The sequence below is a fragment of the Streptomyces sp. NPDC048288 genome, from assembly GCF_043201555.1.
Classification (GTDB): Bacteria; Actinomycetota; Actinomycetes; order Streptomycetales; family Streptomycetaceae; genus Streptomyces.
The window spans coordinates 784,285-799,749 of the sequence record NZ_JBICZD010000004.1 but is presented as its reverse complement, the minus strand read 5'-3'; the positions used below and the strand labels follow the sequence as shown (position 1 = coordinate 799,749).

Sequence of the window (15,465 nt, the reverse complement as noted above, 5' to 3'; positions counted from 1 at the left end):
GGCCGCCGAGAACCCCCGAGAGGCACACCAGAGATGACCGGGCCGCAGACGGCACGCAGGAAGCGGGCGAACGGGGTGGAGTCGCGCCGGCGCATCCTCGACGCCACGGTGGAGATCGCCGGCGAGCGCGGCTACGACGGCACCTCGATCGCGGCCGTCAGCGCCAAGTGCGGCCTGCCCGCCAGCTCGATCTACTGGCACTTCAAGGACAAGGACGACCTGATCGCCGCCGTCATCGAGCGCAGCTTCGAGACCTGGCTCGCGGCCGTCACCCTGCCGGGCGAGGAGGCCGGGACCCCGCAGGAACGGGTCGCCCTGATGGCGGCGAACGTGGCCAGGTCCCTCGTCGCCGAGCCGGACTTCCTGCGCCTCGGCCTGATGCTGGCGCTGGAGCGCCGGCCCTCCGAGCCCCGCGGCCGTACGGTCTTCCTCCAGGTCCGCGCGGTCGCCCAGCAGCGGGTCGCCGAGGTCGTCGCCGGCCTCTTCCCCACCCTGGCCGAGGACGACATACAGACCCTGACCACCTACGCGGTGGCCGGCGCCGACGGCCTGTTCGTGCACCGGGAGGTCAACGGCGACTCCGTCGACCTGGTGACCCTGTTCGAACTGCACGCCCGGCTCATCTACGACGCCGCCGCCCGGCTGGCCCCACCCGCGAGGCCCTGACGACGGTCACACCTCCGCACCCCGCTCGCGGCCCGTCGCCCGCTCAGGCGGCGGTGCCGCCGTGGGTGACGGTGACGACGATCTTGCCGACCTGCTCGTTGGCCGCCATGTAGCGGTGGGCCTCGACGATGTCCGTGAGGTCGAAGGTGCGGTCGACGACCGGAGTGAAGGCGCCGGAGCCGAGCCCCGCATTGACGAAGGCGACCGCGCGGCGCAGGCGCTCGGGGTCCGTGGTGATCTCGAAGAGGGTGTACGTGCTGCTGGTCAGCGCCGGGAAGGACTGGGCGTTGGGCAGCGGGGTGGGGCGCGGGTCGAGGGCGCCGTAGACCACCAGGAAGCCGCCCGGGGCGATGCCCTGGGCGAGGGTCTCCACGCCGGGTCCCGCGACCGGGTCGAAGGCCAGCCGGACGCCCTCGCCGCCGGTGATCTCCTTGAGGCGGGCGGGCAGGTCCTCCTCGTCGGTGACGATCACCTCGGCGGCACCGGCGTCCAGGAGGCGCTGCTTCTTGCCGGGGCCGCGCGTGGTGGCGATCGGGATCGCGCCGATGTGGCGGGCGATCTGGACGGCGGCGAGTCCGACGCTGCTGGAGGCGGCCGTGATCAGGACGTGGTCGCCGGGCCGCACCCGGCCGCTCTCGACGAGCGGGCCGTACGCGGTGACGTAGGCCATCCACACGGCCGCCGCCAGGACCGGGTCGACCTCCGCGGGGCGGGGCACGACCGCCGAGGCGGGGACGAGGACCCGGTCGCCGTAGGTGCCGTAGTCGGTCTGCAGGAACTGCGGTACGACCGCGACCGGATCGCCCTCGGCGAGACCCGCCACACCCGGGCCGACGGCCTCGACGACACCGGCGGCCTCGTAGCCGAGCAGGGAGGGGAAGACCGGCTCGTAGAAGTAGCCGCCCTCGCGGAACATGATCTCGGCACGGTTCAGACCGATGGCATCGACGCGGATCCGGACCTCGCCCGCGCCGGGCGCGCCGACCTCGACATCGCGGAGGGTCAGGACCTCGGGACCGCCGGTCCGGTCGAACTGTACGACTCGTGCCATGGTGCATCCGTCCTCGAAGCAGGGATCTGTGACGATCCGGGGGAAACACACCGAATGCGCTCGGTGGTGACACCCACCCTGCCCCAAAGTTCGATAGCCGTCAAATTTCGAGCGCCATCGAAATAACTGCCCGCCCTCCCGCTCAGACCGCGCTCGCCGCTTCCTCCGCGGCCGAGGCGGCCAGCACGGCCGACAGCAGGCCGGGGAACCGCTGTTCCAGCTCGTCGGCGCGGAGGGTGTTCATCTTGGTCGTCCCGACGTAGTACTGCCGGATCACCCCGGCCTCGCGCAGCACGTTGAAGTGGTGCGTCAGGGTGGAGTTCGACACCGGCGCGTCGAACGTCCCGCAGCTCATGTCCTCCCCGGCGCGGGCGAGCTGCGCCGCCACCCGTCGCCGTACCGGATCCACCAGCGCCTCCAGCACCTGCTGAAGCGAGACCTCCGACAGCTCGGGGTGCGCCACGGTGCGGGTACTGGTGCGGGGGCGGGCCACGGTGACTCCTCGGGGCGGCTCATGGACGGTCACGTCATAGTACGACCGCCATCGAAACCACCGCCGACCCCAAGATCATTCCCGGCGGCTCGGTCGGTCCGGTCACCCGAGCCGGAAGTCCGTCATGCCGAAGCGGTGGCCGTTGACCTGGAGCTGCAGGGCGTGTGTCCCCGGGTAGTAGACGCGCGTGGTGACGGGGCGGAAGGAATGGCTGCGCGTCACGTCGGCAGAGGCGCCGGGGGCCAGTTCGCGCTTGGCGAGCTTGAACACCTTGGGCGCCAGTTTCCCGTTCGCCTTGAGGTGGTGGACGACGTAGTCGACGGCCAGGGAGACCGGCCGGTCCGAGACGTTCGTGATGCGCCCGGTGAAGACGAGATCGCCGCCCATCGGGACGTCGGTCTCCGTCAGCAGCGGCCCCACCACCTCCAGGTCCTCCCGGCCGCCGTGGAAGCCGACCAGCTCCAGGGCGGCCGGCTCGCCCTGTTTGACGAGGGTGCGCATCGCGTGCCGCACCAGGGCCGGGGTGGTCGGCTCCGGGTCCCGCAGCCAGCGGGCGGCGGTCCCGGCGGCCAGTGCGGCGTCCAGGCGGGAGATGTCGTTGAGGTGGTTCGCCACCGAGCGGCGCACGTCCTGCGAGGGGTCGGTGTGCAGTCGGTCCAGCACCGGGACCGTGACTCCGGGGTTGCGGTTGAGTTCGGGGACCTGCCGGGCCCAGGGGAGTCTGGGGCGGCTGCCCTCGGTCGCCAGCCGCCGGACGGCCGGGTCCGGGGACCCGGTCCAGGCGAGCGCCGTCGCCAGGGTGCGATCCAGGTCCGCGTTGAGGAAGGTGCGGAGCGCGAACTCTCCGGTCAGACGGGGTGTGAGCAGGGCGAGCAGGTCCAGGCCGTCGGCGAAGTGCCGACGGGTGCCGGACGTGGTGGCGCCGGTGGCCACGGCCTCGGTGACCGGCCAGATCATCCAGCCCGCCAGATCGGCACGGGCCAGGGCCTGCCGTACCGACCGGGCGAGCAGCTCGTAGTCCTGGCCGCAGTCGGCGAGGAGGGAGTCGCCGACCGTCCGCGCCCGCTCGCTGAGGCCCAGCGGGCCGAGGACGGCCACGCTCTCCGCGACGGCCTGCCAGCGTGACGCTCCGGGAGCGGCCTCCCGGAGCACGACGGCCAGACGGCGGATGCTGTCCGGGCTGATCAGCTCGTCGGCGGTGGGCACGGTTCCTCCAGGAGACGCTGGTTCGGCGGGGGTCGGCCGGCCGCTCCTGCCGTACTCACCGTCGGCTCCAGCGGTCACGACGACGTCACCGTAGCGCGGCCGCGCCTCGGTGAACCGGGTGACCACGGCCTTGGCCCTGGCGAGCCGGCGCGAGGACACACCTCGATGCCGGGCTGCTGACCGACGGCCTGCCGGAGCGGCGGCTCTATCGGACCAACCCGGTGGGCCACGAGTACGTCCTCACCGAGCGCGGGCGCTCCCCGCGGCCGGTGATCGTCGCCCCGGCGGCCCGGGCAACCGGCAACTCATCGCGGAGGAGCGGTCGATGATCCTCGTCGACGCGCGCTCCGGCGTCCGCCGGCCGGGCAGAGCCTCGTCGGCAGCCGGTACGCGGTACGCCGGACAACTCCGTTGCCCCGGCGGGCAGTCGGCACTAGGGTCGGTCGGGTGACTGCCGGGTCGGCCATGGGCCACACACAGATGAGGTTCCCGGCCTCGGCGTGAGCACGGGGCGGGCCAGAGGCCCGCCGTCCCCCTCCGCGTCCTCGCCCCGGCGCCCGCAGGCGGCGCCCTCTTCCCGCGCATCCCGAGACCGGAGACATCCTTGCCCTCTGCTCAGTCACACCTGCCCGCGTCCGAGCGGCCGTCGGCCGCCGTCCGGCTGGACCACACCAACATCTACGCCACCGACCGGCACCGGTCGGCCGAGTTCCTCGCCGCCGTCCTGGGCCTGCGGGTCGGCACCCCGTTCGGGCCCTTCCTCCCCGTCGACCTCGGCAACGGCGTCACGCTCGACTACTACGAGAAGCGGGACGAGCCGATCCAGTCCCAGCACTACGCCTTCCTCGTGCCCGAGGAGGGGTTCGACGGGATGATCGCCCGGCTGGAGGCGGCCCGCGTCACCTACTACGCGGACCCCCACCACACCGAACCCGGCCGCACCAACGGCCTGTTCGGCGGTCGCGGCGCCTACTTCGAGGACCCCGACGGCCACAACATGGAGATCATGACCCGGCCCTACGTCCGCCCCTAGGGGTTCCCCGGGCGCGCGTCAGAGGTTGATCATGTGTCCGGCGAGTCCGTGCAGGGCGTCCTGGACCGCCTCGCTCAGGGTCGGATGGGCGTGGACGTTCCTGGCGAGTTCGTACGCCGTGAGATCCCACTGCTGCGCCAGCGTCAGCTCGGGGAGCAGTTCGGTCACGTCCGGCCCGATCATGTGGCCGCCGATCAGCTCCCCGTGCCGCGCGTCGCTGAGGAGTTTCACGAACCCGACGGTGTCGCCGAGGCCGTGCGCCTTGGCGTTGGCCGTGAAGGGGAACTTGGCCACGCGGACGTCGAAGCCCTGGGCGCGCGCCTCGGCCTCGGTCCAGCCGAAGCTGGCGATCTGGGGCTGGCAGAACGTGGCACGCGGGATCATCCGGTAGTCGAGTTCCATGGTCTCCGCGCCCGCGATGGACTCGGCGGCGACGATACCCATGGCCTCGGCGGTGTGCGCGAGCATCAGCTTCGCCGTGACATCGCCGATGGCGTAGATGTGCGGCCGGCTGGTGCGGCAGCGCCCGTCGACGTCGATGGCCCCGCGTTCGGTGAGCCGGACCCCGGTGCTGTTCAGCCCGTAACCGGCGGTGCGCGGCTGGAAGCCGGTGGCCTGCAGGATCTTCTCCGCCTCCAGCACCTGCTCGGTGCCGCCCTGCCGGACGGTGACGCGGACGTTGTCCGGGGTCTCCTCGATGGACTGCACGGCGGTGGAGGTCAGGATCTTGATGCCCTGGCGCTTGAACCGCCGGGTGAGTTCCGCCGAGACCTCCTCGTCCTCCAGTGGTGCGATCCGGTCCAGGAACTCCACGAGGGTGACGTCGACACCGTACGACCGCAGCAGGTAGGCGAACTCGACGCCGATGGCGCCCGCGCCCGCGATGACCAGGCTCGCCGGGAGGCTGTCGGAGAGGATCTGCTCCTCGTAGGTGACCACGCGCCGGCCCAGGGTGGTCCCCGGCAGCAGCTTCACCGTGGAGCCGGTCGCGATGATGCAGGAGCGGAAGGAGAGCGTCGTCTCGCCGTCCCGCATGCGCACCTGCAGGGTGTTCGGGTCGAGGAAGGTGCCCTGCCCCTCGAACTGCTCGATCTTGTTCTTGCGCATGAGATAGCCGACGCCCTTGACGCGTCCGTCGGCCACCACCCGGCTGCGCTCGTAGGCGGCGCGGTAGTCCAGGCTCACCTCCCCGCTGATCTTCACGCCGAACTTCTCCGCGTCGTGCAGGATCAGCTGGGCCACCTCGGCGTTGCGCAGCAGTGCCTTCGCCGGGATGCAGCCGATGTTCAGGCAGACACCACCCCAGAAGCGGCCCTCCACGATGGCGGTGCGCAGGCCCAGCTGGGCGGCGCGGACCGCGGCCACATAGCCGCCCGGCCCGGCGCCCAGGACGACGACGTCGAAATCGGTGTGCATGTCTCCACCTCACCGTGGTGTCGGGTCGATCTGCTCACTCCACCGTCGCACGATCAGGCGGTCGGGTAGAGGAGATCCAGCGGCCCGGACAGGGCGGCCCGCACCCGGCGGGCCGTCTCGTCGACGAGCACCTCCGGCTCGTCGTGCTCGATCGCGTCCATGGTCCGCGCGGCCACCTCGGCGGGGTCCGTCTTCGGCTCGTCGACCCGCACGGTGGCGTCGGTCTCCACCCAGCCGACGTGCACGCCGACCACCAGCGTGCCCTGCTCCCGCAGGGCGACCCGCAGCGCGTTGGTCAGCGACCACTGCGCCGACTTGGACGCGGCGTAGCTGGGGAACCGCTCGGTGGAGCGCCACGACGCCACGGACAGCATGTTCACCAGGGCGCCGCCGCCATGCGCGGCGAGTACCGGCGCGAAGGCCCGCGAGACGGCCCAGGTGCCCAGATAGTTGACCTCCAGCTCGTGCCGGGCGCCGTCCAGGGGGCCCTCCAGCAGGCCGGGCCCGGCCTGGATGCCCGCGTTGTTGATCACGACGGTCGCGTCGGACGCCGTCCGGGCGGCGGCCGCGACCTGGTCGTGGTCGGTGACGTCGAGACGCAGCGGTTCCAGCCCGGGCTCGGCGAAGTCCTCCGGCCGGCGGACGCCCGCGTACACCTTGGCTGCGCCCCGGGCCAGCAGGGCGCGGCAGAACGCCAGCCCGATCCCCCGGTTCGCTCCGGTCACCAGCGCGACCGATCCCTCGATCTTCATCGTCGGACACCTCGTTCCGCGGTTCGCCGCCGTCCTCGGGTTCATGTCCTTCGCCGTACGCGGCCTCCTCGAAGGAACCCGTCATGACCAGTGAAAGCGCGCTGGGCACCGCTGTCCATGCGTGGCCACCGTCAGCTGGGTTTCATACCGAGACTCGCTATCGTAAGGACCATGAAACGGACGTCGTTCGCCAAGTGGCCGTGCTCCATCGCACGGACCGTCGATCTGCTGGGTGACCACTGGACGCCGCTGGTGGTGCGGGAAGCGTTCTACGGGATCCGTCGCTTCGACGAGTTCCAGCAGGAACTGGGCATCGCCCGCAACACGTTGACCGACCGGCTGCGCCGGCTGGTGGACGACCGGATCCTGGAGAAGCGGCTGTACGAGGCGGAGCCGCCGCGCTACGACTACGTCCTCACGGAGAAGGGGCGGGACCTGTTCGCGGTGCTCGCCGCGATGTCCGCGTGGGGCGACCGGTGGCTGGCCGGGGAGCAGGGCGTCCCGGTGGTGTTCCATCACGAGGCCTGCGGCCACGACACCACGCCCGAGGTCGTCTGCGCCCAGTGCCGGACGCCGTTGCGGTCCGAGGAGACCTCGATGCGGATGGGGCCCGGCTACCCCGAGCGGCTCAGGCTGCGGCCGGACGTGCGCCGGCGGTTCGGCACCGACTGAGCGGGGCGCTCCCTCTTGACAGGGTGAGTCTCATATCGCAACTCTGGAGGTCAGATCCCTGACGGCAAGGAGGCCGACAGCCTTGGAGTGGACGGGCGCACGCTACGCGGACAGACCGACGGTCGAGGTACGGACCTGGATCGACGCCCCACCGGCCACGGTGTGGGCGCTGGTCAGCGATATCGAGCTGATGCCGGACATGAGCGAGGAACTCCGGTCCGTCGCCTGGCTGGACGGGGCCGCGGGGCCGGCGGTGGGGGCCAGGTTCGTCGGGCGCAGCGAGCACGAGGCGTTCGGCACCTGGGAGACCACCTCCCACGTGATCGAGTACGTCCCGGAGGCGGTCCTCGCCTGGGCCGTGCAGGACCCCGCCGAGCCCTCCGCGGTCTGGCGGTTCCGGCTGCGGCCCGAGGACGGCGGGACCGAACTGGCGCAGTGGATGCAGCTGGGTCCGGGGCGCTCGGGGCTGTCGGCGGCGATCGACCGGATGCCGGAGAAGGAGCAGAAGATCGTGTTCGTACGGCTGCGGGAGTTCGAGCGGAGCATCACCGCCACCCTGGCGCAGATCAAGCGGCGGGCGGAGGCGTGATGCGGACGGCCACCACGATCGAGGCCTCGGGCGGCGCACACTGGTCCCGGCAGGCCGACTTCGTCGTCGAGGCGGAGAAGCTGGGCCTGGACGTCTGCTGGGTCGCCGAGGCCTGGGGCTCGGACGCGCCCTCGGCACTCGGGTACTACGCGGCGCTCACCGACCGGATGCTGCTCGGCTCGGGCGTCATCCAACTGGGCACCCGGACCCCGACGGCCGTGGCCCAGACGGCCATCACGCTCTCCAACCTGTCCGGCGGTCGGTTCCTGCTCGGTCTCGGCGCCTCCGGCCCGCAGGTGATCGAGGGGCTGCACGGTGTCCCCTTCGCCCGGCCGCTGCGGCGCATGCGCGAGACGGTGGAGATCGTGCGGCGGGTGGTCGAGGGCGGCCGACTCGCCTACTCCGGCGAGGAGTTCACCCTCCCGCTGCCGGGCGGCGAGGCCGTACCGATGCGGCTGTCGATGCGCGCCGAGCACGAGATCCCCGTCTACCTGGCCGCCCTCTCCCCCGCGATGCTCCGGCTGACCGGTGCGGTCGCCGACGGCTGGCTGGGCACCAGCTTCGTGCCCGAGGGCGCCGCCGACGCCTACTTCGCCCACCTCGACGAGGGCCTCGCCCGCAGCGGTCGTACCCGCGCGGACCTGGACGTCTGCCAGGGCGCCGAGGTCGCCTTCGCCGCCGACGAGGAGGCGCTCGGCGCGATGGTCGCCGGACGCAAGAAGGAACTGGCCTTCAGCCTCGGCGGGATGGGCTCGGCGTCCACCAACTTCTACAACAACGCCTACAGCCGCCAGGGGTGGGCCGAGGTCGCCGCCGAGGTGCGCGACCGCTGGCAGTCCGGCGACCGCGACGGCGCCGCCGCCCTGGTCACCGACGAGATGGTGCTCGGTACGACGCTGATCGGCACCGAGGCCATGGTGCGCGACCGGCTCGCCGTCTGGCACGACGCGGGCGTGGACACCGTCCGCCTCTACCCGGCCGGAGAGACACCGGAGGAGCGGCTGAACACGCTGGGCCGCGCCATCGAACTGGTCCACGACCTCGACCGAGCCGACGGCACCTGAGGATTCCTCCGTCTCCCGACGCCCGGTGGCAGCACCTGACCGGGCCAGGCCGGGCAGCCGGAGGACGTGGCCGGCATCGTGGGCTTCCTCGCCTCGGACGACGCGTGCCGGTTGACCTCACGTCCACGGCCGGGCGACGGCGGCCGCGATCTCCTCATGTGCGCCGCCGGCCGCTCCCGCCGGCCCTCGCCGGTGATGCCGGGTGGGGGCGGGCGAACCCCGGGCTGGGGCACCCGGGCCGATCCGTATCCTTCCGCCACCGCCACCGCCACCGCCAACACCGATCGCCCGGCGGCGCGTTAGAGGTACGCGGAGCTTCTGTCGCAGAACTCTCGCGGAATTGTCCGTGATCGGTAACGGACGGAGCCGACACCCGCTGCCACCCGTCCTGACGGGTGCACGAGATCGACAGAACGAGAAGGATCGGGGCGGACATGGCGCGGCACGGTGGACGGGGATGGTACGGCCAGATGGCCGCGGCGGCGCTCGGGGTCACGGGGGTGGCCGTGGCCGCCTCGCTGTGGACCGCGCAGGCCGGTCCCGTCGACACCCGGTCGGGAGCCGGGACCCCGGCGCACCGCACCGCTCCCAAGGCGGCCCCCGTGTCGGTGGAGATCGCGCACGCCTCGGACCGGGGCGCCCGGGGCGTGAACATCACCATCGACGACGGCCCGGACCCGGTCTGGACGCCCCAGGTGCTCCAGGTCCTCAAGGAGTACGGCGTCAAGGCCACGTTCTGCATGATCGGCCCGCAGGCCGAGGCGCACCCGGACCTGGTCAAGGCGGTGGTCGCGGCCGGGCACCGGCTCTGCGACCACACGGTGTCGCACGACGTCACCATGGACAAGAAGTCCGAGGCCTACCAGTCCCAGCAGATCCTCGACGCGGAACGCATGATCACCAAGGCGTCCGGGGGCGTACGACCGCTCTACTACCGGGCCCCGGGCGGCGCCTTCACCCCGTACAGCCGCAAGCTCGCCGCCGCCCACGGCATGCGCCCGCTGGGCTGGAACGTCGACTCGAAGGACTTCGAACGCCCCGGCACGGAGACCGTCGTCGCCACCGTCAAGGACGAGATGTCCAACGGCCCGACCGTCCTCTTCCACGACGCCGGCGGCGACCGCTCCGAGACCGTGGCGGCGCTGCGCGAGGTGCTGCCGTGGCTGAAGGAGCAGGGCTACTCCTTCGGCTTCCCGGTGCGCTGAGCGCGGGGCGCGCCTCCCGCCCGGGGCGCCGCCCGCCCCGGCAAATGTTGCGGACGGCCCGGCGGTGGCCGCATATGGGTGGTGTGCGCGGCGCGGCGGCGGGGCCGGCTGCCCTGGGCCCAGCCGGAGGTGTCCATGTCGGGGCGGGCAGCACGCTGGGTGACGTGGCTGCGCGACAGGGACCCGGACCTGGCGGCGACCCGGCGGGCGGCGCGCACGGCGCTGGTGATGCCCGCCCTGTTCGCCCTGTGCACGGAGGTGCTCCGCTCCCCGACGATGGCGGGCTACGCCGCGTTCGGGTCGTTCTCGATGCTGCTGCTGGTCGACTACTCCGGCCCGATGGTGGAACGGCTGCGGGCCCAGGCGGCGCTCGCGGTGGCGTGGCTGGTGCTGATCTGTGCCGGGACGCTGGCGGCCGGGCAGCTGTGGCTCGCCGTGCTGAGCACGGTCGTGGTGGGTTTCGCGATCCTCTTCGCGGGCGTGGTCAGCTCGGTCCTGGCGGGCAGCGCGACGGCGCTCCTGCTGGCCTTCGTGCTGCCCGTCAGCGCCCCGGTGCCCCTGTCCCAGCTGCCCGAACGTCTCGCGGGCGCGGGCCTGGCGGCGGCGGTGGCGCTCCCGGCCGTCGCCCTGCTGTGGCCGCGTCCCGTCGCCGACCCGCTCAGTGCCCCGGCGGCGGCCGTCTGCCGTGCGGCCGCCGGGTATCTGCGCGCCCGGGCCTCCCTGCCGGGCCCGGACGGGCCGGGGTCCGACGCCGACCGGTGCCGGGCGGCGGCGGAGCGTACCGCCGGGAGCCGGGCGGACCTGCGGGGCGTCTTCGACGCCACCCCCTACCGCCCCACCGGCCTGTCCGCGAGCTCCCGTGCCCTGGTCCGGCTGGTGGACGAGCTCACCTGGCTGTGCGCGGTCCTCGTCGACCGGTCCGACTACACGGACGAGCCCCCGGGCTGCGATCCGGCCGCGCACACCGTGCGGCGCGCCGCCGCCCGTGTCCTGGAGGCCGCCTGCGACCTGCTGACGGACCTGAACGGCGACACCGGCCCGCTGCGGGCTCGCGTCGAGGGGCTGCGGGCGGCGCTGGCCGGGATGGAGCACAGCTCCACCGTCCAGGTGCCGGCCGAGCACCCGGGCGGCACCAGTACGGCGGAGGTCTACGGGTTCATCGCCACGCTCGACGTGTCCTTCCGCGCCCAGGAGATCGGCTTCGCCGTGCTGCAGATCGCCTCCAACGTCGACACGGCGGCCACCGCCTGGCAGCGCAGCTGGCCCGAGCGGCTCCTCGGACATGAGCCGGGCGCGCTGGCCGCGCCGCTGGCCGCCGCGCGGGAACGGGCCGCCACCCATCTCCGACCGGACTCGGTGTGGCTGCACAACAGTCTGCGCGGCGCCGTCGGTCTGGGCATCGCCGTGTACCTGGCCGGGGTGACCGGCGTGGGGCACTCCTTCTGGGTCCTGCTGGGCACCCTGTCCGTGCTGCGCTCCAACGCGCTCAGCACCGGGCAGAACGCCGTCCGCGCGGTGCTGGGGACGGTGGCGGGTTCCGTGGTCGGAGCCGCGCTGCTGCATCTGATCGGCCACCACGGCACCGCGCTGTGGTTCGTGCTCCCCGTGGCCATCCTCTTCGCCGGCATCGCGCCCGCCGCCGTCTCCTTCGCCGCCGGACAGGCCGCGTTCACCGTGACGCTGGTGGTGCTGTTCAACATCGGCCAGGACCCCAGCTGGCACATCGCCCTGCTGCGCGTCCAGGACATCGCGCTGGGGTGCGGGGTCAGCGTCCTCGTCGCCGTGTTCTTCTGGCCGCGCGGCGCCCGGGCCGCCGTCCACAAGGCGCTCGCCGACGCGTATCACGACAGCGCGGGTTACCTCGGCGGCGCCGTCGACTACGCCCTCGGCCACCACCGTCCCGTGGACCCCGATCCGCAGGGCCGCGAGGCGGCGGCCTCCGCCCGCCGCCTCGACGACGCGTTCCGCAGCTACCTGGCCGAACGCGGCGCCAAGCCGCTGTCGCTGGCCTGTACGACCACCCTGGTCACCGGGGTCGTCGGGCTGCGCCTGGCCGGCGACGCGGTCGTCTCCCTGTGGCAGGGCGAGGACCGGGCCCGGGTCCAGGCGGTCCGGACCGACGCCCACCGTGCGGTCCTCGGGACGGCGGCCCAGGTCACCGGCTGGTACCACGAGTTCGCCGCCAGCCTCGGCGGCCGTTCGGCCGTCCCCGACGTCGTCCCGCTCTGGCCCGAGGGCGCCACGCGACTCGTCGAGTCCGTCCGCACCGAACTCAGCGACGCACAGGGCCGCGCCACCCCCGTCGCCGTCCGCGTCATCTGGACCGACGACCACGTCGACGCCGCCCGCCGCCTCCAACCCGGCCTCGCCGACGCCGCCCGAGCCCAGGCCCACGCCCACCACACCTGGCCCCGCAAGACCCGCACCAACTGAGAACACCGGACCCGCGGTCCCGGCACCCGCCCACCTAGCCACGCCCACCACACCCCTGCCCGCCGGCCGCCCGCAGAAGCCCTCCCGCCACCCCACCCGGCACCACTCACCCACAACGGCTCCGAACACCCCACCGGACCCGGACGCCGCGCCATCGCCCGGTGACCACCCGCAACACCCCTCCCGACACCCACCCGCGACCCTCACCGCACCACCGCCCACCAACGACAGCCGACCGGACTCGCACGCCGCGCCATCGCCCACCGACCCCCCACAACAGCTCCGAGCACCCACCCGGCCCCGGCCCCGCCGCACCTCCGCTCGACAGTCACCCGCAACGACCCTCCAGGCACCCGCCCCGAGTCCGGTCGCCGCGCCACCGCCCCCGCCCGACGGCCGTCCTCAACGGGCCTCCGACACCCGCCGGGCACGGGTGGGTGGGTGCCGTGTCAGCGGGCGGCCCGTGGGCGGGGCGGTGGTGCGGCCAGGTAGCCGGGGGCGGCCCAGGCGACGTCGTCGACGGCGAGCCATGGGGCGGTGGAGACGGCTGTGGGGGTCGCTCCGGTGAACGCTCTGACGTCGCGGTGAAGGTGGGACTGGTCGGTGTAGCCGGCCTCGGCGGCCACGAGGGCGGGGCTGTGGCCGGCGGCGAGGCGGTGGGCCGCGTGGTCGAAGCGGATCAGGCGGGCCGCGTGCTTGGGGGTGAGGCCGGTCTGGGCGCGGAAGCGGGACCAGAGGCGCTTGCGGCTCCAGCCGGCCTCGGCCGCCAGCGGTTCGACCCGGACCGCGCCCCGGTGTGCCGCCATCCGCTGCCAGACGAAGGCGATCTCGGGGTCGACGGTGCGGCCTGCCTGCCGGCGGCGGGTGAGCGCGGCCTCGGCGAGCGCGAACCGCTCCGCCCAGGTTCCGGCGGCCCGCAGCCGTTCCTGGACGCGCAGGGCCTCGCGGCCCCAGAGGTCGTCGAGGGAGACCACCGTGCCGCCCAGTTCCGAGGAGGCGCCGAGCACCGCGTGGGCGACGACGGGTGACAGCCGTATCTGCAGGCACTCGACGGAACGGCCGCTGCCGCGCAGGCCGCCGGCCGCGAGTCCGGCGACGATGACGCCGTGGTGGCGTCGGCCGTCGAGGTCGTCGACGGCGAGTGAGCGGTCGCCGAGGTCGACGACCACGGTGACGGCCGGGAAGGGCACCACGCCCAGTTCGACGGCGTCCGCGGTGCGCGCGCGGAAACCGGCCATGCTCACCCCCGGCAGCCGACCGGGTCCTGCCGGGGTCGCGATGTCCCAGATCTGCGCGGCCTCCAGGGCCGGCCGGGCGGAACGCATGGCGTCAGCGTAGGGGACATTCGTCCAAGACGGAGCGGGGCGGGCGCGCCGAGACTGACGGCGTTCCCGCAAGCGTCCCGGAGTTGAGAGGACCGCTCGTGACGCACTCGCCGATGGAGTCGATCGATCTGTTCACACCGGCCGTCGAACTGGCCGCGGCCATCCGCCGGAAGGAGGTGAGCCCGGTGGAGGTGGCCGACGCCTGTCTGCGGCGGATGGACGAGCTGGATCCCCGGCTGAACGCCTTCTGCCACCGGGCCGACGACGACGTCCGCAAGGCCGCGGCCGTGGCAGCGGACGCGGTGGTGCGGGCCGCCTCGCCCGCCGACCTGCCGCCCTTCCACGGTGTTCCGCTGCCGGTCAAGGACCTTGTGGACGTGGCCGGTTGGCCCACCACCTACGGTTCCGCGGGCGCCCGCAAGGAACCGGCGGCGGCCTCGGACCGGATCGTGCGGCGGTTCGTGGACGCCGGGTTCGTGCCGCTCGGCAAGACCACCACCTCCGAGTTCGGCGCCCTGCCCTTCACCGAGAGCGAGGCCCTGGGCGTCTCGCGCAATCCGTGGGACCCGGACCGCACGCCGGGCGGGTCGTCGAGCGGGGCGGGGGTGGCCGTCGCCGCCGGGATGGCGCCCCTCGCGCACGCCGAGGACGGCGGTGGTTCGATCCGCATTCCCGCCTCCTGCACCGGTCTTGTCGGCCTCAAGTCCACCCGCGGGCTGATCGGCGGCGAGACCGTCCTCGTGGAGGGCCTCGCCGTCGGCGGTGTGGTCACCCGCACGGTGGCGGACACCGCGGCCGCCGTCGATGTCCTGGCGCGCCATGATCCGGGCGCGTGGTGGTCGCCGCCGTCCCCGCGCGGGTCGTTCGCCGCCGCGTCGGAGGCGGACCCGCCGACCGGGCTGCGCGTCGGTGCGCTGACCACCTCCCCGGTGGACGGGATCGAGGTGGACCCGGCGTGTGTGACAGCCGTCGAGGTCACGCTGCGGGCGCTGGAAGCGGCCGGCCACCACCTCGTCGACACTCCGCTTCCGCTGCCTCCGGCGGAGGAACTGGTCGGCGCGTTCACGACGATCTGGAACATCGGCGCGGCCGGGGTGGAGCTCGCGGACCCGGAGCGGATCGAGCCGCACAACCGGGCGTTGCGCGAGGCGGCGCGGTCGGTCGACTCCTGGGCCTACGCGCGGGCGGTGCAGCGGACCCAGCGGTTCTCCCGGCAGATCGTGGAGGGCTTCGTCGCGGGTTTCGACCTGCTGGTCACCCCGACGATGGCGTGTCTCCCGCCGCGCGTCGGCGCCTGGCGGGCGGGCACCGAGGGCCACCCTCTGGCCGCGCTGCTGAACAGCTATCCGATGGGTGTGTTCACCTCGGTGTTCAACGTGACCGGCCAGCCCGCGATCTCGCTTCCCCTCCTCCAGGACGCGGCCACCGGGCTGCCGGTCGGCGTCCAGATCGTCGCCGCGCCCTGGCGGGAGGACCTGCTGCTCCGGGTGGCGCGCACCCTGGAGCTCGCCCTGCCCTGGAGCGGCCGCCGCCCGCCCGTCGGCTGAGGCCCGGGGCCTC

The 15,465-nt window shown here is 73.4% G+C and carries 14 protein-coding genes and 1 pseudogene; 9 read left to right on the top strand and 6 right to left on the bottom strand.

Going from position 1 to position 15,465, the window contains the following annotated elements:
• Positions 1 to 33: 33 nt before the first annotated feature.
• On the top strand, positions 34 to 666 hold the full coding sequence (locus ACGFZS_RS18735) for a TetR/AcrR family transcriptional regulator (protein WP_393796000.1): 633 nt from the start codon (positions 34 to 36) through the stop codon (positions 664 to 666).
• Positions 667 to 709: 43 nt separating this feature from the next.
• Here the strand turns inward: ACGFZS_RS18735 and ACGFZS_RS18730 are convergent, their stop codons facing one another.
• The 3 genes from ACGFZS_RS18730 to ACGFZS_RS18720 form a co-directional block, all read right to left on the bottom strand.
• Positions 710 to 1,717, bottom strand: a complete 1,008-nt coding sequence (locus ACGFZS_RS18730) for a zinc-dependent alcohol dehydrogenase family protein (protein WP_393795999.1) — start codon at positions 1,715 to 1,717, stop codon at positions 710 to 712.
• A 142-nt stretch (positions 1,718 to 1,859) separates the two neighbouring features.
• Positions 1,860 to 2,210 carry an ArsR/SmtB family transcription factor gene (locus ACGFZS_RS18725; protein WP_393795998.1) on the bottom strand — a complete coding sequence of 117 codons (351 nt, stop codon included), beginning with the start codon at positions 2,208 to 2,210 and terminating at the stop codon, positions 1,860 to 1,862.
• Positions 2,211 to 2,312: 102 nt separating this feature from the next.
• Positions 2,313 to 3,575, bottom strand: coding sequence for a DNA alkylation repair protein (locus ACGFZS_RS18720; RefSeq protein ID WP_393795997.1), 1,263 nt, complete (start codon positions 3,573 to 3,575; stop codon positions 2,313 to 2,315).
• Between the two features lie 14 nt (positions 3,576 to 3,589).
• Here ACGFZS_RS18720 and ACGFZS_RS18715 point away from each other — a divergent pair.
• Both ACGFZS_RS18715 and ACGFZS_RS18710 read left to right on the top strand, forming a co-directional pair.
• A pseudogene (locus ACGFZS_RS18715) lies at positions 3,590 to 3,867 on the top strand (winged helix-turn-helix transcriptional regulator); the annotation flags it as partial.
• A 153-nt stretch (positions 3,868 to 4,020) separates the two neighbouring features.
• Positions 4,021 to 4,449: a VOC family protein gene (locus tag ACGFZS_RS18710; protein ID WP_393795996.1), complete on the top strand. Its 429-nt coding sequence runs from the start codon at positions 4,021 to 4,023 to the stop codon at positions 4,447 to 4,449.
• Between the two features lie 18 nt (positions 4,450 to 4,467).
• On the opposite strand, the gene lpdA is transcribed toward ACGFZS_RS18710, so the two are convergent.
• Together lpdA and ACGFZS_RS18700 are read right to left on the bottom strand one after the other, a co-directional pair.
• Positions 4,468 to 5,865, bottom strand: coding sequence for a dihydrolipoyl dehydrogenase (gene lpdA, locus ACGFZS_RS18705; protein WP_393795995.1), 1,398 nt, complete (start codon positions 5,863 to 5,865; stop codon positions 4,468 to 4,470).
• A gap of 53 nt (positions 5,866 to 5,918) precedes the next feature.
• Entirely contained in the window at positions 5,919 to 6,617 is a 699-nt protein-coding gene (locus ACGFZS_RS18700; protein WP_393795994.1) for an SDR family oxidoreductase, read from the bottom strand.
• A 171-nt stretch (positions 6,618 to 6,788) separates the two neighbouring features.
• Here ACGFZS_RS18700 and ACGFZS_RS18695 point away from each other — a divergent pair, with 171 nt between their 5' ends.
• The 5 genes from ACGFZS_RS18695 (at position 6,789) to ACGFZS_RS18675 (ending at position 12,580) form a co-directional block, all read left to right on the top strand.
• A complete protein-coding gene (locus ACGFZS_RS18695; protein WP_393795993.1) occupies positions 6,789 to 7,289 on the top strand; it encodes a winged helix-turn-helix transcriptional regulator in 501 nt (166 codons plus the stop codon).
• A gap of 82 nt (positions 7,290 to 7,371) precedes the next feature.
• Complete coding sequence (locus ACGFZS_RS18690) at positions 7,372 to 7,878, top strand: SRPBCC family protein (protein WP_393795992.1); 507 nt, start codon at positions 7,372 to 7,374, stop codon at positions 7,876 to 7,878.
• On the top strand, positions 7,878 to 8,942 hold the full coding sequence (locus tag ACGFZS_RS18685; protein WP_393795991.1) for an LLM class flavin-dependent oxidoreductase: 1,065 nt from the start codon (positions 7,878 to 7,880) through the stop codon (positions 8,940 to 8,942). Before ACGFZS_RS18690 ends, ACGFZS_RS18685 begins: the two co-directional genes overlap by 1 nt.
• A 434-nt stretch (positions 8,943 to 9,376) precedes the next feature.
• Positions 9,377 to 10,147, top strand: coding sequence for a polysaccharide deacetylase family protein (locus ACGFZS_RS18680; protein WP_393795990.1), 771 nt, complete (start codon positions 9,377 to 9,379; stop codon positions 10,145 to 10,147).
• A gap of 135 nt (positions 10,148 to 10,282) precedes the next feature.
• Positions 10,283 to 12,580 (top strand): FUSC family protein, encoded by a 2,298-nt coding sequence (locus tag ACGFZS_RS18675; RefSeq protein ID WP_393795989.1) that lies wholly within the window; start codon positions 10,283 to 10,285, stop codon positions 12,578 to 12,580.
• A gap of 449 nt (positions 12,581 to 13,029) precedes the next feature.
• Here ACGFZS_RS18675 and ACGFZS_RS18670 read toward each other — a convergent pair whose 3' ends face one another.
• A complete protein-coding gene (locus ACGFZS_RS18670) occupies positions 13,030 to 13,905 on the bottom strand; it encodes a helix-turn-helix domain-containing protein (protein WP_393795988.1) in 876 nt (291 codons plus the stop codon).
• 98 nt (positions 13,906 to 14,003) lie between these two features.
• On the opposite strand from ACGFZS_RS18670, the gene ACGFZS_RS18665 reads away from it, so the two are divergent.
• Positions 14,004 to 15,452: an amidase gene (locus ACGFZS_RS18665; protein ID WP_393795987.1), complete on the top strand. Its 1,449-nt coding sequence runs from the start codon at positions 14,004 to 14,006 to the stop codon at positions 15,450 to 15,452.
• The last annotated feature ends 13 nt before the right edge of the window (positions 15,453 to 15,465 follow it).